Annotated in this window: 21 protein-coding genes and 3 pseudogenes; 23 read left to right on the forward strand and 1 reads right to left on the reverse strand. The window is 53.9% G+C overall.

Features of this window, described 5'->3' with window-relative positions; genetic code table 11:
- Together CCR96_RS21755 and CCR96_RS21760 are read left to right on the forward strand one after the other, a co-directional pair.
- The coding region (locus tag CCR96_RS21755) for an IS630 family transposase (RefSeq protein WP_201223623.1) at positions 1-557 on the forward strand (557 nt) is incomplete at its 5' end.
- A gap of 184 nt (positions 558-741) precedes the next feature.
- The gene (locus CCR96_RS21760) at positions 742-1,545 is read left to right on the forward strand and encodes an FkbM family methyltransferase (protein WP_201223625.1); all 804 of its coding nucleotides are present in this window, start codon (positions 742-744) and stop codon (positions 1,543-1,545) included.
- A 616-nt stretch (positions 1,546-2,161) separates the two neighbouring features.
- Here the strand turns inward: CCR96_RS21760 and CCR96_RS21765 are convergent.
- Positions 2,162-2,389, reverse strand: a complete 228-nt coding sequence (locus CCR96_RS21765; protein WP_201223627.1) for a hypothetical protein — start codon at positions 2,387-2,389, stop codon at positions 2,162-2,164.
- Positions 2,390-2,723: 334 nt separating this feature from the next.
- On the opposite strand from CCR96_RS21765, the gene CCR96_RS21770 reads away from it, so the two are divergent.
- From CCR96_RS21770 to CCR96_RS21870, 21 genes and pseudogenes are all read left to right on the forward strand, one after another.
- On the forward strand, positions 2,724-5,123 hold the full coding sequence (locus CCR96_RS21770; RefSeq protein WP_201223633.1) for a glycoside hydrolase family 99-like domain-containing protein: 2,400 nt from the start codon (positions 2,724-2,726) through the stop codon (positions 5,121-5,123).
- A complete protein-coding gene (locus tag CCR96_RS21775; RefSeq protein WP_201223634.1) occupies positions 5,113-6,000 on the forward strand; it encodes a class I SAM-dependent methyltransferase in 888 nt (295 codons plus the stop codon). The genes CCR96_RS21770 and CCR96_RS21775 overlap by 11 nt, the downstream gene beginning before the upstream one ends.
- Positions 6,001-6,207: 207 nt before the next feature.
- A pseudogene (gene tnpA / locus CCR96_RS21780) lies at positions 6,208-6,629 on the forward strand (IS200/IS605 family transposase).
- 218 nt (positions 6,630-6,847) lie between these two features.
- Complete coding sequence (locus CCR96_RS21785; protein ID WP_242519289.1) at positions 6,848-8,716, forward strand: glycosyltransferase; 1,869 nt, start codon at positions 6,848-6,850, stop codon at positions 8,714-8,716.
- Positions 8,717-9,362: 646 nt separating this feature from the next.
- The gene (locus CCR96_RS21790; RefSeq protein WP_201223638.1) at positions 9,363-10,082 is read left to right on the forward strand and encodes a hypothetical protein; all 720 of its coding nucleotides are present in this window, start codon (positions 9,363-9,365) and stop codon (positions 10,080-10,082) included.
- A 226-nt stretch (positions 10,083-10,308) separates the two neighbouring features.
- A complete protein-coding gene (locus CCR96_RS21795) occupies positions 10,309-10,641 on the forward strand; it encodes a phosphoadenosine phosphosulfate reductase domain-containing protein (RefSeq protein ID WP_201223644.1) in 333 nt (110 codons plus the stop codon).
- A 26-nt stretch (positions 10,642-10,667) separates the two neighbouring features.
- On the forward strand, positions 10,668-11,171 hold the full coding sequence (locus CCR96_RS21800) for an NUDIX hydrolase (RefSeq protein ID WP_201223646.1): 504 nt from the start codon (positions 10,668-10,670) through the stop codon (positions 11,169-11,171).
- A gap of 387 nt (positions 11,172-11,558) precedes the next feature.
- A complete protein-coding gene (locus tag CCR96_RS25405) occupies positions 11,559-12,833 on the forward strand; it encodes an FkbM family methyltransferase (RefSeq protein WP_201223648.1) in 1,275 nt (424 codons plus the stop codon).
- Complete coding sequence (locus tag CCR96_RS21810; protein WP_201223655.1) at positions 12,814-13,536, forward strand: FkbM family methyltransferase; 723 nt, start codon at positions 12,814-12,816, stop codon at positions 13,534-13,536. Before CCR96_RS25405 ends, CCR96_RS21810 begins: the two co-directional genes overlap by 20 nt.
- A gap of 319 nt (positions 13,537-13,855) precedes the next feature.
- Positions 13,856-14,206, forward strand: a complete 351-nt coding sequence (locus tag CCR96_RS21815; protein WP_242519287.1) for a hypothetical protein — start codon at positions 13,856-13,858, stop codon at positions 14,204-14,206.
- Positions 14,207-14,258: 52 nt separating this feature from the next.
- Positions 14,259-14,483 (forward strand): UPF0175 family protein, encoded by a 225-nt coding sequence (locus tag CCR96_RS21820; protein ID WP_201223657.1) that lies wholly within the window; start codon positions 14,259-14,261, stop codon positions 14,481-14,483.
- On the forward strand, positions 14,467-14,931 hold the full coding sequence (locus CCR96_RS21825) for a PIN domain-containing protein (RefSeq protein ID WP_201223659.1): 465 nt from the start codon (positions 14,467-14,469) through the stop codon (positions 14,929-14,931). Before CCR96_RS21820 ends, CCR96_RS21825 begins: the two co-directional genes overlap by 17 nt.
- A gap of 120 nt (positions 14,932-15,051) precedes the next feature.
- Positions 15,052-15,576, forward strand: a pseudogene (locus CCR96_RS25685) (sugar phosphate nucleotidyltransferase).
- A 153-nt stretch (positions 15,577-15,729) separates the two neighbouring features.
- Positions 15,730-15,861 (forward strand): sugar nucleotide-binding protein, encoded by a 132-nt coding sequence (locus CCR96_RS21835; RefSeq protein WP_201223666.1) that lies wholly within the window; start codon positions 15,730-15,732, stop codon positions 15,859-15,861.
- Positions 15,839-16,691: pseudogene (locus tag CCR96_RS25690) on the forward strand (RpnC/YadD family protein). Before CCR96_RS21835 ends, CCR96_RS25690 begins: the two are co-directional and overlap by 23 nt.
- A gap of 57 nt (positions 16,692-16,748) precedes the next feature.
- Positions 16,749-17,024: a hypothetical protein gene (locus CCR96_RS21845; RefSeq protein WP_201223668.1), complete on the forward strand. Its 276-nt coding sequence runs from the start codon at positions 16,749-16,751 to the stop codon at positions 17,022-17,024.
- Positions 17,021-17,200: a type II toxin-antitoxin system VapC family toxin gene (locus CCR96_RS21850; RefSeq protein ID WP_201223670.1), complete on the forward strand. Its 180-nt coding sequence runs from the start codon at positions 17,021-17,023 to the stop codon at positions 17,198-17,200. The genes CCR96_RS21845 and CCR96_RS21850 overlap by 4 nt, the downstream gene beginning before the upstream one ends.
- On the forward strand, positions 17,201-17,440 hold the full coding sequence (locus CCR96_RS21855; RefSeq protein ID WP_201223672.1) for a PIN domain-containing protein: 240 nt from the start codon (positions 17,201-17,203) through the stop codon (positions 17,438-17,440).
- An 11-nt stretch (positions 17,441-17,451) separates the two neighbouring features.
- A complete protein-coding gene (locus CCR96_RS21860; RefSeq protein ID WP_201223674.1) occupies positions 17,452-17,790 on the forward strand; it encodes a hypothetical protein in 339 nt (112 codons plus the stop codon).
- Positions 17,765-18,202: a phosphoadenosine phosphosulfate reductase domain-containing protein gene (locus tag CCR96_RS21865; protein WP_201223682.1), complete on the forward strand. Its 438-nt coding sequence runs from the start codon at positions 17,765-17,767 to the stop codon at positions 18,200-18,202. The genes CCR96_RS21860 and CCR96_RS21865 overlap by 26 nt, the downstream gene beginning before the upstream one ends.
- Positions 18,199-18,894 (forward strand): NUDIX hydrolase, encoded by a 696-nt coding sequence (locus CCR96_RS21870; protein WP_201223684.1) that lies wholly within the window; start codon positions 18,199-18,201, stop codon positions 18,892-18,894. The genes CCR96_RS21865 and CCR96_RS21870 overlap by 4 nt, the downstream gene beginning before the upstream one ends.
- The last annotated feature ends 212 nt before the right edge of the window (positions 18,895-19,106 follow it).

Raw genomic sequence — 19,106 nt, forward strand, 5'->3', positions numbered from 1 at the left:
GGATTCAACGCCTCGCCAAGAAGCTTCAGGCCGACATTGCGTTTGAAGACGAAGCGGGCATCGGCTTGCGCACGCATGCGGGCAAGACGTGGGGCGCTGTTGGGACAACCCCTCAGGTGCGAGCTAGCGAGCAACGCACTGGCTTGAACCTGTTGTCGAGCGTGACGGCTGCTGGTGCGCTGGAGTTTTCGATTGAAGACGCGAAGATCGACTCCGAACGTTACATCGCCTTTTTGGAAAAGCTGATTGCCAAGCGCGACCACCCGTTAATTATCATTGTCGACGGTGCACCGTTCCACCATTCCAAAAAGACGCGCCAATTTGTGCGTTCGCATCGCCATCAAATTCGGGTGTACTTTCTCCCGACGTATTCTCCAGAGCTGAACCCCGATGAGCAAGTCTGGAACACTGTAAAGAATAAGCGGGTCGGTCGACAAGCGATTAAAACGAAAGATGACCTGAAGCACTCCGTGCAATCAGCATTGCGGTCACTGAAAGAAGAAACCGAGCTGATCAAGTCGTTCTTCAGGCTTCCGTATACTCAGTATGCGCAATGAAAGTGTCCGGATAATTGTTAACTGGTCAATACGAGATCGGTCGCAAATTCCCGACACTGTTCGCGATGTCACAAACCAATTCGCTCATCATGATGACCTTTTTGGGAAGTACAGCTATGTGATCAATGTCAATGGCTTCGCTTTATGTGGTGTTTTATTTTTTTAACACGTAGAGATTATAAGTATGCCTGCTAATGATCAAACCACACCTTTTCCTTCAAAAAGAAATTGCATTTTTCGGCTGCTAAAAAGAGGCTTTCGCTACTCATGTGTGCTTGATGTTGGGGTTAATTATGCCACTCCAGAGTTAATAAACCTTTTTCCGAATTTGATGCACTATCTGATTGAGCCTGTTCCTTTTTATAATCCCGAAATACAAGCTCACTATAACAAAATAAATCATCAGATCATAAATTGTGCGATAGGAAAAGCAAACGGCAGTTGTGAAATTCAGACCTATGCAGTAGATGGAGGAAAAAAACCGACTCACGCAAAAGTTACGGAAATCTATCACGAAGTTGCGCCGGATGCAGGCCAGCTTAAGGCTTATAAAGAAAGCAATGGAGCAACACAACTTTTCGAGGTGCCCATTTACACGCTTGACTCGCTTATTGAAAATTACATTTTTCCCTCGGGTGTGCATGAAAACATACTGTTAAAAATCGATGTGGATAGTATCGAGCTAGATATACTTCAGTCGCTGTCTAATCACTCATCTGCGGTTTCAGCATTAGTAATTGAAGCACACTTAGAAAATTGTTGCGATTTGATAAAATGTGCACAATCGAAGAACTATGTTCTAGAGGAAATAACGGATTTCTGTTTTAAGAAAGGCAAGATGACTCAGTTTGACCTGGTTTTTGTAAGTCAAACAAACCAACTACAGAAGAGCACGATGGATAACGATGTGCCTGAATTAATCTGGAAAAACTGGTTTCAGCTAAGCTCGATTGATCCTAATCCATGGAATATCCTTCCACCAGATTAGTGCTACGTAAATCTGTGAATTGAATAAACAAAATTGGCATTTTTCATCGAATCGCATGCACTCCGATCAATAACGAGTCGACATGAATGACAACAGCGTCAGAATTCGGCATCATTCCGTCAAACGGCACTGCGCAGGCACCTATGTTAGTGGCTGCGGAGCGAAGTGTGCAGCATTGCCGCCCGCCGCCCGCCGCTCCCTCGGGTCGCTCCACTCAGCCCCGCCGTCCGTGCTGCCACCTGGCTGCGATCGGCTTAAGTCACCGCCAACTGCGATAAAGCCGCCGTTAGATCGCCACGGCCTGACAGTGTACGCTAAACACCAGCTTCCAGCACTGGCCGGTCTCACCAAGCGAGCCCCCAGGACCATGAACTCCCGCATCACTGTGCGCAAACGCCTGCGTTTCGCCTTGAGCTGCGGCGGGGTATCGGCATCGAGCAGCCTCTGCTGATTGAGCCAACGCAACAGGTTGTAGGCTGGTTGTGCACAGGTCGGTACCAGGGCATTGGTGGCCAACTTTATCGAAGGGAAGCGCTCGCGATCCAAGTAGGCCTTAAATTCGCTGTGGAACTGCTAGATAGTGCCATAATCGGCATAGAGACGGATGATCATTGCTTCATCGTGCCAAAAACTGGTCCACCAGCCTTAGAGCGTAAACTCGGGGACCTTGCAAGGCTTGGCCCGTGTGGTCGATGGTGTGCTCGCTGAGCCGCATCCCCCGGCGCAGCGGATAGGCGTACTCGGAATCGACCCGGTCCTCAAGCACGCTAAACAGTGTCACGCGCTTGCCCGAATGAATTGGCGCACGGGATCGCTTGGTGGGCGAAGAGAAAAACAAGTTCATATACACTCTCGACTTTGGCCATTTTGGTAGTCTCCCCAGGCGCTAACTGACTGAAAAATCGTGAGGAGAAAAATTTAGAGTGGGTCAGCAAGGCTGGACTCCAAAAGTAGACCCCTCGCTAATTTTTTCCTGAATCATAAGCCTCTGAAAGTAAAAGTATTGCGGGCAGGGAAAAATGGCCTAAGTCGAGATCCACTATCCTATTTTTTATTGAGCATTTCCGCTATTGCAGGCTTGTTCTTCTTCATGAAACCAGCGAACATAACAAATTAGTGCTATGCAGAGTCTTAAGATATTGCTGATCTCACACGCAGAACTGTACGAAAATTCGGGGATGCACGTTTATCAAATCGCGGAAGAACTTGTTAATCGAGGTCACCAGTGTACAGTTTCGTCGCCAATTGCTAAGCAATGGCAACTGAAAGATAAAATGTTATTCAAGCATATTTCATACCAAGCGCTTAAAGCCTTAGATGAGAGTTTTAACATTATTCACGCCTGGACCGCACGTTCTCACGTTATTGAAGCGTTAGATGGCATCAAAAGTGCAAATGCAGATGCGAAGATTATTTTGCATCAGGAAGATAACGAATGGGAGATCGTAAAAAAAGAGTATCCTATAACCTACGACGGTCGTGTCTTGCTGAGCGGTCGCTATAGCAAACAGATATTAGAAAAATTCCGCTATAGAACAATTTTTGCAGATTATCAGCGGACTTTAAGCGGAGCTTCGGCGCAGACCTTCTTAATCGACGAGATGAGTGAGATCTATCCCAGTGCGCTACCAGTGGCGACATTACGACCTGGCTCCGTATTTGAATCACTTGGAAATAAAGATATTGGAGATATCGAAGATGGAAATCCCCTAAGAGATAAGCTCGTTCGTCGTGAGAATGTCTTGGTAATAGGTTACGTCGGTACGGTTCATGATCACACGAAGGATGGATTTATAGATCTGGTCGCGGCAGTAAAATCACTACGCGCACATGGATACGACATCGTCATCTATAAAACAGGTGGTATTAGCGATGCTGGCCTAGCGCAGGAAATACAAATGGAGAATTATGTCGTAAATTTTGGATTTCTTGATCTTAAGCAGCTAGGGAAAATAATGAGACTTTGCTCGCTATTTGTCTTGCCCTGGGGTGACAAAAATTTTGATCGCTATCGGTTTCCATCTAAAATTCCTGATTTTCTCTTCTTTGAAAAACCTTTTCTGATAGCGAGGATTAATGTAGGGTTAAAGTTCTCTCATCTTTTTAACAATTTTCTGATAGATCAGCCTGGATTTAGCGAGCTTAAAGAAAAATTAGAAAAAATAGCCCTTCTTCATCTGGAAGGGACTCTTAGCTTATCACAAGAACAAATCCATGAAATTTCCTTAATCAGAGCTACTTATAACTGGAAAAACACGGGTAAAATAGTAGAAGATCTTTACTTGAGCCTGCTTGAGCAAAGCACACCCTCGATCCCGGCGGCCGTTTCAAATACCGACGATCTTAGTGGCAAAAACCAATGCGGAAACCCGCATAGTCTCTTCCGCGTCCTGGCATTCTATTTACCTCAATTTCATCCAATTCCTGAAAACGACGAGTGGTGGGGAAAGGGCTTTACTGAATGGACTGGCGTATCACTGGCAAAGCCACAATTCGAGAAACATCAGCAACCACGTATTCCCAGTGAACTAGGATTTTATGATTTGCGCCTAGAAGAAGCGCTTTTAACTCAAGTAAACTACGCACATCGGGCAGGTGTATTCGGGTTCTGCTTTTACTATTACTGGTTTGGTGGAAAACGACTTTTAGAGCGTCCACTGGATATCTTTGTCAATTCGCCTAACTTAAAAGCAACCCCTTTTTGCATTTGCTGGGCAAATGAGCCATGGAGCCGCAAGTATGACGGATCGGGGGACTCGCTGCTAATCGAGCAAAATTACCAGGAAGCTGATGTGCTACCCTTGGCGAACGATATAGCAAAGTATATTAAATGCGAAAACTACATCCGTATTGATTCAGAGCCAGTGATTTTTATTTATAGGGCAAATCATATCCCATTCTCCCCTATGTTTTTGGGTTTGTTAAAGGAAACCATTTCGCTAATTACCGGATTTAAGGTGAAATTTGTATGCATTCAGTCGTTCGATGTGTCATTTCCATTTGCTTATAGTTGTGATTACGGTGCTGAGTTTACTCCGTACCACTATGATAGGAGTCTCGTGGACGTAAGTTACTATAACTGCGAGAATCATTTTAGCGGTTATTTAGAAGATTTTCTGGCGTCTTATGCGAAGATGCTGTCGCACCAGCCTCTTGTCGGTACGAATATGAGATGCTTGTTTCCGCAATGGGATAATACCCCTAGAAGAGGGCGGAAAGCACATATACTAGTCAATTCTTCTCCGTTTTTGTATGCTCTGTCACTGTTCGAATATTATCGCCACTTGCAACAAGATACGGATACTCAGGGCTTCATCCTACTAAATGCCCTAAACGAATGGGGGGAGGGCGCAATTATTGAACCAGATATGCTGACAGGGCCTCTTTATGGTAACTTAACTCGAATTGCCCAAGAAAGGGCTTACGCATTTGCTGTTACTGGAGACCTTGCGGAGTTTAAGATATTTATCCAGCAATGCTTAAAAAATATGATTAAATTTGATGGCAGATTATCTGAGGCGCAACGCAATGCGTATCAGGATATCTTAAACAAGACAGGCAAAACCAATGATATATGACAATAAAGAAAACCTTATGACTAGCGAGTTTTTGGATAGAGGGCTTCCTCCTTATTTCTGGGCACGAAACTTGCCTGACAACGACTGGGCTCAAGCACTTGTGAACGGATATGGTCCTTCGGGGGAAACGCTTCCTCAACTTCCAGATGAGCCAGTACAGCGAAAGTTCGTAGGTGGAATCGGCTTCGAGTCTATGCAAAGGGCTATGCGTTTTGTTAGGCGCCTAAAGAATTCTTCATCGCAGCACATTGGTAGAGATATCGGTTCTTTAAGAAATATTCTCGATGTGGGTGTCGGATTTGGGCGTATTTATCGTATTCTCATGCGGGACTTGCATCCAAGACATTTACTCGGCGTTGACGTGGATCCAGCGGCGATTGAGCTAACTCGGTCTGCTATGCCGTATTGCAACGTTGAGCTGCTTGCGGGCACTCCACCGTATAGTAACCTGGCAGAAGACCAATTTGAACTGGCGTACTTACATAGCGTTTTTTCGCATTTATCTGAAGCAGCTTTTCTGAGGCTATTAGTAGAATTGAAACGTGTTTTAACAAAAAGTGCGATTTTGGTATTTACGACTTTAAAGACTGAACATGTTGACAGGTGGGATGCGCAACGTAACTTGCAGTTTATGGGGGCTGCTCTAGCAAAAGTGGAATTTGACGCAATTGCCTGGAGGCGGTTGGCGCAAGGTGACTCATTTTTATATGTGCCAACTGGAGGTGGCGACCCTTCTCGTCCACATAGTGAGTACGGAGAAGCGATTGTTTCCAAGGGATACTTGGTCAAAACAGTTCCGGACCTTGGTTTTGAGTTGCTAGAATATGATTCGTCACCAGGCTTGCCGCAGGCGTACTGTGTTCTTGGTAAGAAATAGGAATGTAGTTTCAATATCTGGTTTTTAAGGCTAGATGCCAAGTGGTTTAATTGGGAGCGAAGCTAAACAGCTTTCTAATAAATAAACCAGGTAATCCCCCGCCTCTGCCGGGATGACAGTAGCAGTTCGACATTTACTGGAGTCCATCAGGGACACCCCGATCGTGAGCCGCCAAGCACACAATGTTGGAGAGTCCCGAAGGACAATATTGAGGGCCTAAGTCACTCCAAATGGGAGTGCAAATATCACATTGTTTTAATTACAAAATGCCGCCGTCGTACGCTGTACGGTCAGCTAAGGCAGCATCAGGGAGAGGTGTTCCACGAACTGGCCCGCCACAAAGACAGCCGCATTGAGGAGGGGCACCTAATGGCTGACCACGTCCACATGCTGATCTCGATCCCACCGAAGCACGCGGTCTCTCAGGTGGTGGGCTACATCAAAGGGAAAAGTGCCATCCACGTTCCAGGATCTACGGTAAGCGCAAACGCCACTTAGGAGGGCAGCATTTTTGGCCGCATGGCTACTTTGTCACCACGGTTGGCTGAGATGAAGCGGTCATCCTCGCGTACATTCGCCACCAAGAGAAAAAGGATCAACGCCTTGATCAACTCCAGTTTTGGAGCTGAAAGGCTGCCTTTAGTTAGACGGTCGAAAATCCGTGGGGCCGCGTTAGCGCCCCTTTGCCGCTTTGAGCGGCTCACGCATTTAAAGCCCCCGGATTTGCCGGGGATGGTTACTTTTTGCTTCGCGAGACAAGCCAGCAATGCTAATTCCTTTTCTTGATCGCTTCTGGATACAGCACCAATTAAAAAAGCTGGGTGTTGCTTGCGAAATAGAGCAAGCATTGAAGAAGTTTCAAAAAAAAGAGTATCCTGTCAATCCCCACCTTTTATACAATGGGGATTTCGTTGCCTCCCAAGTAGCTCAGTATAAGCATGCAGCAGAAAGCCACTTTATTCACTATTTTGATTACGTCAATGATCTTAGATACTTAGACCCACATCCACTGATCTCGCTGCAATTCTTAAAATATCTTGGATATAAACCGCAGGATGAAGACGTTTTTTCCTTCCTCTATAATAATCCTGCGTTTCAGGAATTGATAAGCCCTTTCTTTATCTCTGCCTATTTGGATGTTGGTCGTGAAGCAGCCGGAATAGATAGAGTTATTAGCTATCTACACAGCGGTGCGGTAAATAATTTTCCGGCAAATTTTCGCGCAGCTGGACTGATACCTGGACACCAACAGTTATCTGGGGCTTCATTGAGTGTTTTTTTTAATTCAAGGCAATATGTCAACACGACAGAATTTTCTGCACCAGACAAACCTTTAGTATCTGTAGTTGTCCCTCTATACAATACCGGTAATAGATACCTAAACGAATTGATTGGGTCCGTTTGCTCGCAAAGTTACAGGAACTGGGAACTTATTCTGTATGATGACAGATCACCGAATGACGAACATTGCCAGATCGCCAGACAGTATTCGGAAAAAGATAATAGAATCTTTTTCTTCCGAGCAAAGGCCAATTTAGGGATCTCAAGAGCAACCAATGCAGCCGTAACACGCTGCCACGGAAAATATTTACTTTTTTTAGATCATGATGATTTTCTTCATCCAGACTGCCTAAAATCTCTTGTTGAAGTTGCCCAAAATGAATCTGCCCGCGCGGTTTATGGAGATCAAGCTTTGGTTGATGATCAAGGTCGACTTTTGCGAGAGCATGTGAAGTCTAGTTGGGATCCTGTACTAGGTCTGCAGGTAATGTATATTGGTCACCCGTTAATGGTGGAACGTAAGTTGTTTGTTGAAGTAGGTCGTTTTGATCAAAAATATAATCGAATTCAAGACTATGAGTTTTTTCTTAGGGTTGCGCAATCTGGTGCAAAAATAGCTAATGTCAGTAAGGTTCTATATTATTGGCGTGCTGCACCAACAAGTTTTGCTTCATCTTCTGTTGCAAAGGGAAAGATTGAACACCTTCAACAATCGGCGTCCGAGGCTTTTCTCAGTCATTTAGGCTGGACGGGAGTGATTATGCGGGAGCGCAATGGTTTCAGCCACCGAATGGAGATTGCCATTACAGGAGACGCAACGGATATAGACGCTTTCATAAAGAACGCGCTGCCGCGTGTAGTGCCGCGGTCACCTCAACATCTTGAGTTTAAGCAGGCTTTAGCGAACCAGGAGTTTGAAGATGGGCAGTGTTATTATCTAGATGACTGGATCTTCTTTTCCAAAAGTAAGGAGGTGGGTTTGAGGAGTCTGGTTAATGGGTACTTCATGTTTAAAGGCTGGGATCGAGCAGTGATCATCTCTTTGGCTGCTTTAAAGGATGATCGTTCGATCATTGCTCATGGATATTCAATTAATGGCAAGGTGATTGCTCCAAATCTTGAGGGAAGGCGGGCAGGAATTGACGATGGCAGCGGGGAAACGATTGCTCATAAAAGTGTCTCTATAGCAAATCCTGGTGATTTTGCCATTCGGCTGTCTGCCCTTGGGGTTTTGTCGCAAGATGTTCAGCTGATGACCTCTCTTTTTGGCCGTGTTGCGCGCATGAGTCTAAATGCGTCGGCTGCGGGATATTCAGTTATCTCTTTCTTGCCCCAGGATCTCCAGATGCAGGCTTCTGACATTAAGCCCATAAAAATGTCAGCTATAGACGAACGTTTATTATCTTCGGATATTAATGCTACTTCAATTGACTAGTTCCGAGCTTCCAGCTCAACAAGTATCGGACGCGCTATCAGGAACATTCCCCCTGTAATAACGTCCAACGTCTTTACGTCGTTGTTGATGCTGGATTTTTGTCTGTGCGATGCGCCGATAAACCGCGTCAGGATCATTGAGGAGCATGGCGATGATGAGCAAACGTATGTTTCGCGCGCTCAACGGTAGAAAGGACGATTTCTACTTAATGCGCCCCTTCACCAAGAACGATAAGGACTGCATTACCATCGCCATATGATGGTGGCATGCCGTTTACTTTCTGGCTTGCTAATCGGACACCGGCAGGTCAGAGAGCACGGTAGTGCTCATCGATGACGGTCAAGGATCGCATGGAGCGCTTCGGCATGTGCTGGACCGTAACCGGCGCACACGTCATACTGCAGCTGACCAGCGTCGGGCGCAGCGAGCTGTGGGGGCTGTTATTGTTCGCAGCCACATCAAACCGAAGCGCCTTGACGGCGATCAGGCCAGAAACGATACTCAGTAAGCGGTAACTCAGCGGCGTTTTTCCCGGGAGCGCAAGTCGACTGGACAATGGCGCGACCGTTCATCGCCCCTGAGGAAGTTGGCTGTATGGCATTAGCTCGGTATACTGACAGCCTTATTAGCTATAAGCAATTTCTAGATGAGTACGGCTTTGATTATACATATTCACGTTGGAAAATGTGCTGGCGGCTCAATAAATGAAACTCTTGGGCGTCAAAACCTATCATATATTGAGCTTCACTGTGGGGATGCGCCGCGAAGACTATTAGATCTGCTGAAATTGGATGAAGGTGAAAACCTGTATATAATTGGCGTTCGGGACCCGGTTAAAAGATTCGTCTCAGCATTTAATTGGGACAAATATGAGAAGTTTATTTGTCACAGGAATATTGGTAAGCAACTCCCGCTGCTTTGGGCAGAAATATTTAATGAGTTTAATTCAGTTAATGAATTGGTTGAGAGTCTCTTGGCTAGGCAGAGTCGTCGACGTACTTTAGCCTGGAAAGCTATAACAGAAAGCAAGCTGCATGTGCAGCTGGGTTTAGCTTGGTATTTACCGGCTGAGGTGTTGGAGATTCTACCGATGGATAGAGTAAGCATCGTGAGACAGGAATACTTTGATAAGGATCTCGGTTTTTTTTTGAATAATATCGGCCGCAAATATCAGCCAAAGGAGCTGGTGCGTGATAAAAGTGACCAAGCCTTTTTAGGTGAGCTTGGCGTGAGGGATCCAAAAGCCTTGTCTGAAACAGCGAAGTTTCTACTTGACCATCTTTTACAGGATGAGTACGACATCCTAGATCTTTTTTTTCGTAGAGGCCTATTTAAAGAAAGGTATGAAAGGTTCAAGAGGGGTTGAGATTCGTTGAATAAGTAATAAATATAAATAATAACTAATTTAGTGAGCCAAATAAGCAAGAGAGTGCATGAAAATAATGTAGAGCACCTTGATTAGTTTTATTATAAGCAGAAGTGTATGCCTCTACTTTGGCTAGTCTGGACTCCCACATCCAGCCCTGACCCCCGGCGACATCGAGCGCCACGACTCGGGATGGCGCGATCCAGCTTCGCCCCACTTCTCCCTGGTGGTGCGCAAGATCAAGCACGAGCCGCTCAACCGTGCCTTCGCGGAGCTAAAGCCCAACCGGTGGCTGCGCGGCATCATGCGCCACGAGACCCCGGAGCGCCAACTCGCCGCGCCGGTGCAATTCAAGAACGGGCTCTACCAGGTGCATCCCATCCTCGACTGGAGCAAGGCGCAAGCGTTGGCCTACCTGCACCGCCACGGCCTGCCGATCAACGCCGACCATTGGGACCCGACCAAGGGCCGCGATCAGCGCGGGGAATGTCTCATCGGCGATTATTGCGGATTGCACCAGCGTGCGAACCCCTTACCAACACAGGAACAAGCCGCATGAGCGACTGACAACGCCTACGTGAAATCGTGCGCCTCGACTCAGAGTGGGTCACGCTGATCGCCGAGCGCTGGCTGTGCGACAAGGGTCAGGAACTGGACTACTGGCGGGTGGAGAAGGTCGATTCGGTCATCGTCCTGCCGCTTTACCGCCAGCAACTCCTCTGCGTGCGCCCCAGCTTCCGCCCCGGCATCCAACGCGCCACCTTCGACTTTCCCGGCGGGCGTTTACCGGCCGGCCAACAACCGCTCGAACTGGCGCCCTTACTGCTCGAGCGCGAACTGGGCGTGCCGCCAACAGCCATCCAGCGCACCGAACTGCTCAACCAAGTCCCCTGGGTGATCAACAGCGCCTTCTCCAACCAAGGGCTCTGGGGCCCCGTCGCCGAGATCGATCCCAATACCGTGCTCCCTGAGGATCAAGTCGGTCTGATGGCGCCGGCGACCCATGCCGGCGTGCAGCAGCTACTCCAAGCGCTTGACTGCCTGCAATGCCGCGCGGTGCTGATGGAGTGGGCGCGCCACCGAGCTTAAATTCCGCCCCTGGAGATTACAGCGTATGCGGAGTTTCGTTGGACGCTGTGAGCTGTACGGGCGGATACTGCGGGATTATTGGGTGATCGGGTGCCGGCTGTCGGGTGTGGCCCGAGCGGCCGGGGCATCGGTGTCTTCGGTGGCTGTTCATGCGCAGCACGCTTGGCGGCGCGTCAATGCTGGGATGGTGAGTTTTGGTGAGGGGGTCGGTTGATGACAGGTGCTACGGGTGTCCGGATGCAGACAGCGACGGCGAGCCATCGGTCGGAGCACGCCAGAGCCCACGCCAGAGCCGTAGCACAGACCTGGCGCAACCTGACTGGAATTAGTGCGCTGGGTCAAGGGCCAGCCGATGCACGAGCCTACGCCCAACTGTGCCGGACCTGGGTGAGCCCCGCCTGGCAGGCGCAACACTGGAGAACGCTGTCTGGGACGGCGGCGGCACGGGTTGCTGATGCCCCTGTGGTGGCGCAGCAGGACGCGACCAGCGTGCAGAGACCGGGCTCGGCATCGGCGGCCTGGCTCCTCTTAGCGCATGTGGCGCAAGGGGGGCTGGCGCCGGCTGCCGAGCTGCTGCAAACGCACCTCTCGACGATGCAGCAGGAGCATGGCCAAGCCGTGGTTGATCCGCAGCTGCGCATCCTGCAGACCGAGCTTGAGTTGTTACTCAGTGAGCTGCGGCTTGCGCAGGGCCGCGGGCAGTTGCAGCAACGGGCTGAGGGTGTGCGTGCCATCAGACCCTTTCTGAGGGTGGTCTCGTGCCTCGCCGCCAGCCCAGGCTCGGCACCCGCTGCCGAAGCCAACCGACGCGGCCTGACCGCGGCGGTACAGACCCTGCGCGCGGAGCTGGCGCTATTGCATCAGGAGCTGTCGCTGCGACAGCGCAGTGGAGTCAGCCGCCTGCCGCGGCCGGTGCGGGATGTGACAGACTCACGAGTGGACGCCGGAACGGCTGAGGGCGCTGATGCCGCCGGGGGCGGCGCGGCAGAGGCTGCCATCCGCTCAGGGCGCGACGCGGACGGTCCGCTCGAGCGCCAGGCCTTGGCGGCGCTAGCGATGTCGCAGCTCGGGCAAGACCTCTGGGTACTGGAGCGCACCGGCGGCAAGCGCGGCGGCTTTTTCGTGGAGTTCGGCGCCACCGATGGCGTGCTGCTCAGCAACACCTGGCTGCTGGAGCAGCGCTTCGGCTGGCGCGGCCTCTGTGCTGAGCCCAACCCCGGGTTCTACCGGCAGCTGCAAGCCAATCGCCACTGCACCGTCTCCGCAGCCTGCATCGGCGCCCACACCGGCGATCAGGTCGCGTTCGTCCTCTCCGATGCCTATGGCGGCAGCCTGGCCTATGCCCACGACGACCAACACGGCCCCAAGCGCGATGCCTACCGCGACGCCGGTCAGGTGGTGACCCTGGAGACGATCTCCCTCGACGATTTCCTCAAGCAGCACCAAGCCCCACGCGAGATCGACTACATCAGCATCGACACCGAAGGCAGCGAGTACGAGATTCTCAGCGCTTTCCCGTTCGACGACTGGCAGGTACAGCTGTTCACCATCGAGCACAACTTTACCGAACGCCGGCAAGACATCCGCCGCCTGATGGAGGAGCATGGCTATGTCTGCACCGAGGCGCAGTGGGATGATTGGTATGAGCGCAAAGCCGACTAACCCACCCGCAGCCGGACTGAAACCGCTCACCGCGCAGCAGAGCGGCCAACGCCAACGGCTCATCGCGCGCTATCAGACCCAAGCCACTGGCATCCTGCACCTGGGCGCGCACGTAGGGCAGGAGCGGGAGCGGTACGACAGACTGGATAAGCCAGTGCTCTGGGTCGAAGGCCACCCGGCTATCTTCCAGCAGTTGCAGCAGCACCTGGAACCGTATCCGAAGCAGCGCGCCCTCTGCGCGGTCTTAGCCGAGGTCGACGGTCGGCTCGCGACCTTCTACCGCTCCAATAACGCCGACGGAGTCAGCTCCTCGCTGTTCCCTTTCGGCGCCTATGCCGACGGCGAACACTCGCTCTGGCCGCAGTTGCAGCTGCGCATGATCGAGCAGCTCAGCCTGCCGACCCTGCGATTGGATACCTTGTTGGCCGGCAACGCCATCGAGGCAAAGGATTATTCGTTCTGGGTCGTCGACCTGCAAGGCGCCGAAGCGCTGGCGCTGGCCGGCGCAGAGCGCAGCCTGGCCGCCTGTCAAGCCATGCTGATCGAGGTCAGCACGGTGGAGGTGTACCGCGGCGGCGTGACCTGGCAGCCCCTGCGCGAGCAATTGAGTGCCGCCGGGTTTGTGCCGCTGTTTGAGCCCGCGCGCGCCCATGACGATGTCTTGTTCGTGCGCCGCCCCGCAGCCGCTGGGGCGTCGCTTTGAACTGGTGCACTGCTATGGGTTGCTCTACTACCTGGAGGGTTCCGGTGACAGAGGGTTCCGGTGACAGGATACTGAATTCCGTACGGTGATCCGCACGGTTCGCCGCTACGCCGGAGCGCACCTGCGGGGATGTGATGCGGTTTTCGGCTGCTGCTACTGCGATCCGCTGAATCCGCTACACTCCCGGCATGCCAGCCGATCGCGAAAAGCAAGCTGCCGAGCGTCGGGCGCCGACAGGCGATGATGCCAGACCGAGGCGCGACGACGACAGCAGTTCAGCAGCGCACTCTGGGACTGCCGCGTTGACTTCCGCTTTCCGATGGTCAAACTGCTGGACTATGCCGCGCCCGAGCGCTGGGCCGAGCTGGAAGCCAGCGACAACGTCTTCGCCCTGGTAGTGATGGCGCAGATCCGCGCCAAGGTCACTGAGGATGCCGAGACGCTCAAGGGCTGGAAGTTCCGGCTGATTCGGCTGATGTACGAGCGCGGCTATGAGCAAGCACGGATTCTCGAGCTGTTCCGGCTCATCGACTGGATGATCCGCCTACCCAAGGCGCTCGAGGCTGGCTTTCGCCAGCTCGCGCGCTGCGGGCAGGTGAGAAAAGGGGACATCCTGCTGATCACCGACGCCTTCTGTTGTGGGGTTGGGGTACTGTGGCACTATGACTGATCCGCTTGATGACCCTCACCCGACACGACGAGCGGATTAAGGAGGTTTTTTAATGAACGCTGTTTTCCAGCTTCCCGATGATATCGACCTCACTCCGGCTGAGCTCGCCCTGACCCTGGCGGCCCGGTTATACGAGCAGGGTCGCCTGTCGGCGGGTCAGGCTGCGCTGTTGGCCGGCCTCTCAAAACGCGGATTTGTTGAGCTGCTTGGCCGTCAGGAGGTGGCGCTGTTCAACTTCCCGGTCGAGGAACTGGCCCAGGATGTCGAACGTGCCTGAGACCATCTGCAACACCAGCCCCCTGATCGCGTTGGATAACATCGGGTTGTTGGCGTTGCTGGAAGGCGTCTATGGCCGCATCCTCGTTGCCGAGGAGGTTCGCGACGAGTTTGGCGCCACACTGCCTGGATGGATCGATGTGGTGCCGGTTAAGAACCGGAATCTCATTCGCGCCTTGCAACTTTCAATCGACCTTGGGGAGTCGGCGACCCTGGCTCTGGCAATGGAGCGCCCGGGTGCGCGGGTGATTTTGGACGATCTGAAGGGACGTAAGGTCGCTCAGCGGCTCGGTTTGCTTTATACAGGACTCGTTGGCGTGGCGATTAAGGGCAAAACCATGGGTGTGATCGAGTCCGTGGGCAGCGTGTTGAACCGTCTGAAGCAGGCCGGGTTTCGTCTGTCAACAGCGATGGAACAAGAGGCCTTGCGGTTGGCCGGTGAGAATTGAAACGGCACAAAAGCCCTGGCTTTAGCGTTTGAAGGAGCCGCAGTCGATCCCGCCCTTTTTGCGCAATAGCCTGGATCTTGGCGAGGCGGCGGTGATTCAAGCCGGTTATACGACAAGCCGATGGATCGACTATCTACTCAGCACCCTGATGCTGGCCGGCATCCGCGAGATCCTGATCATCACCACCCCGCAAGACAGCGCCGCCTACCAGGCGCTGCTCGGCGATGGCCAGCAGTGGGGCATCCAGCTCGCCGATGCCGTGCAGCCATCATCGGACGGACTCGCGCAGGCGTTCCTTTGCGGCCGCGACTTCATCGGCCAAGATGCCTGTGCCCTGGTGTTGTGGCTCGCGGCGAGCTGGAGATCACCGAGGTCAACGCCCGCTACCTGGCCGAGGGCCAACTGCATATGGAGCGCGTAGGCCGCGGCGACGCCTGGTTTGACACCGGCACCCACGACAGCCTGGTCGAGACCGCCGCTTACATCCAGACCATCGAGAAGCGTCAAGGCCAGCGCATCGCCGTGCCCGAGGAGATCGCCTTCGAGCACGGCTGGATCGACCGCGACGCCTTGCGTGAGCAGGGGCAGGCGCTGCATAAGAGGCTATGGCAGTATCTGTTGCGCTTGGCGGAGGAGGGGCTGTGATGGCAAAGACGCTCCTTGTCACTGGTGGTGCCGGCTAGGCGTCTCTGTCGAACATTCATTGAGGGAGCACACCGCCATGAAGATCCTCGTGACCGGCAAGAACGGTCAAGTCGGCTTTGAGCTGAAACGCGCGCTGAGCGTGCTGGGCAACCCTTGAGCCCGAGCGCGGATGCGATCGAGGCCATCTCCACCGCTGAGTATCCAACGCCGGCCCAGCGCCCCGTCAACTCTCGGCTGGAGACCACCCAGCTGCGCGAGCGCTTTGGTCTGCGTCCGCGACGATGACAGCCCCTGGAAGGAGGCCCTTGAGCGCTTCTTTCCGGAGTTCCTCGCGTTGCTGTTCCCTGCCGTGCATGCCGAGATCGACTGGTCCAAAGGCGTGCAATTCCTCGACAAGGAATTCCAACAGCTGGTGCAAGAGGCCAAGACCAGCCGGCGCCCTGTGGACAATGTGGGCCGACAAGCTGGTCGGCGTCACCTTGCGCGATGGCACGCCGGTCTGGGTGCTGATCCATGTCGAGGTGCAAGGCGAAGTAGAAACCGCCTTTGCCGAGCGCATGTATACCTAATCACTACAAGATCCGCGACCGCTACCAAGTGCCAGTGGCAAGCCTCGCGGTCTTGGCCGATACCGATCTGCGCTTTCGCCCACAACAGTTCAGCAGCGCACTTTGGGACTGCCGCGTTGACTTCCGCTTTCCGATGGTCAAACTGCTGGACTATGCCGCGCCCGAGCGCTGGGCTGAGCTCGAAGCCAGCGACAATGTCTTCGCGCTGGTGGTCATGGCGCAGATCCGCGCCAAGGTCACTGAGGATGCCGAGACGCTCAAGGGCTGGAAGTTCCGCCTGATTCGGCTGATGTACGAGCGCGGTTATGAGCAAGCACGGATTTTGGAACTGTTCCGGCTCATCGACTGGATGATCCGCCTGCCCAAGGCGCTTGAGGCCGACTTTCGCCAAACACTCTATGCCTATGAGGAGCAACAGCGTATGCCGTATGTGACGACAGCGCCGAGGCCTACCGCGAGCGCATTACCACCGCCGAGCCTGAGCAACTGCTGCAATGGTCCAAACGCATCCTCAGCGCCGAGACGCCGGAGACGATTTTCCACTGAGGCGCGGGTGGAGGCGCTGTTAGGCCGTATGACAACCTAAGCCAGGGGGCAACGCCCATGCATATTGAAGCCGAACTCGACGAAGCTCATGCCCAACGCCTGCAAGCGATCCAGCGCCAGTTGCAACAGTCGCTACCCGATGTCCTGGCGACGCTGATCGACTTGGGGCAGCGGCACATCGGCACACCGCCCATGGAGGCCGCCGAACCCGCACCGCTCTATGCGGCACTCGAACAGATCGGTTTTGTCGGCTGTCTCGATGCGGACGCCACCTTGGCGGCCAACTACAAAGACCAGCTCGATTACTCCGCGAAAGACGGACACCCGCAGTGATTATTGTCGATACCGGCGCCTGGGTTGGTCTGGCAAACCGGCGCGATCAATACCATGTGCCCTGTCGAACCTTCTTTAAGCACAATACGGAGCCGCTGATCACCACCTGTGCGGTCTTGGTCGAAACCACGCACTTGCTGTTCAATCGCATCGGGGTCGCGATGACCCTGGCTTGATTGGAAACGATTCAGGCGCAGGGTGTGGTGATCGCGGCTCCCAAGCCCGAGGATTTTCCGGAGATGACGCGCTTCATGCGTCAATATGCCGACTTGCCGATGGATTTGGCCGCTGCCTCGCTGCTGCTATTGGCCGGGCAACTGGGGCATGGGCGCATTGTTTCCACGGATCAACGGGATTTTCGCACCTGCCGTTGGAAACAACATCATCCGTTCATTAACCTGTTGACCTTGCTTTAATATCGCCAATGATGGCCGCTGATCCTCTCCACCGGCATGAGCCCGAGGCCGACATCAACAGCGCCGTGGCCCTGCTGCGCCGCCTGGGTGCGCCCTTCGCGCTGCTGCACTGCAACTGTTTTTTGCTCCACCTATCCCACCCCCTACAAGGACGTGAACCTGAGCTAACAATCACGCTCCGTCATCGTGCAGACAATGCGCTGTGCGGGCTGTTGCTTGCCCTGCACGACAGGGGCGAGCCATCCGCGTGGCACGCGCATAGCCTGTTGTGCGACGCGGATGCCCGACGCGCCTTTGGGGCCTATGCACTCTTTGACGCCGCTATTGAGCACGTCGGCGCTGAACATTGATCGCAGCACCCTGACCCCCGGCGACATCGAGCGCCACGACGCGGGATGGCGCGATCCGGCTTCGCCCCTCTTCTCTTTGGTGGTGCGCAAGATCAAGCACGAGCCACTCAACCGTGCCGTCGCGGAGCTAAAGCCCAACCGCTGGCTGCGCGGCATCATGCGCCACGCGACCCCGGAGCGCCAACTCGCCGCGCCGGTGCAATTCAAGAACGGGCTCTACCAGGTGCATCCCATCCTCGACTGGAGCAAGGCGCAGGCGTTGGCCTACCTGCACCGCCACGGCCTGCCGATCAACGCGGATCATTGGGACCCGACCAAGGGCCGCGATCAGCGCGGGGAATGTCTCATCGGCGATTACTGCGGATTGCACCAGCGCGCGAACCCCTTACCGGTACAGGAACAAGCCTCATGAGCGACTGGCAACGCCTGCGTGAAATCGTGCGCATCGACTCGGACTGGGTCAGGCTGATCGCCGAGCGCTGGCTGTGCGACAAGGGTCAGGAACTGGAGTACTGGCGGGTGGAGAAGGTCGATTCGGTCATCGTCCTGCCGCTTTACCGCCAGCAACTGCTCTGCGTGCGCCCCAGCTTCCGCCCCGGCATCCAGCGCGCCACCCTCGACTTCCCCGGCGGGCGCTTGCCGGCCGGCCAACAACCGCTCGAACTGGCGCCCTTGCTGCTCGAGCGCGAACTGGGTGTGCCGCCAACGGCCCTCCAGCGCACCGAACCGCTCAACCACGCCCCCTCGGTGATCAACAGCGCCTTCTCCAACCAAGGGCTCTGGGGCATCGTCGCCGAGATCGATCCCAACCACCCGCTCCCCGCGACCCACATCGGCCAGCGCGCCCCCGCCACCGTCACCGGCATGCGCGAGCTGCTGCAAGCGCTCGATGACCTGCAATGCCGCGCGGTGCTGCTGGAATGGGCGCGCGCGCAGGGGGGCGTGCCGGCGGATGGAACGCCGACCCAATCCGCGCCTGCCCAAGCCTTGGGGACATGGGTTAGACTGCGGACGTTAGGCGCGATCGGCGCGCCAGATAGCGAGGTCGGCTGTCTCATCGCGCGCCATCGGCTGCTCCATCCGGGGGAATGCCCATGCGGCTGACCAAAAGGGCACGGAAAATGACAAACAAGACCATGTCAAGTAAACCGCGGACACCACAGCAATTCCCGCTGTTCCCCATCGGCTCGCGCGCCGCCTGGCCAATCTGAATGCCAGCAAACCCCGGCAGGCGGATCTGAAACAGGCGGTCAGGACGGCCTATTATGCGCTGTTCCATACGCTGGCACAGGAATGTGCTGATCGCTTCATTGGTA

This window comes from Halochromatium roseum (assembly GCF_016653315.1).
GTDB lineage: Bacteria > Pseudomonadota > Gammaproteobacteria > Chromatiales > Chromatiaceae > Lamprobacter > Lamprobacter roseus.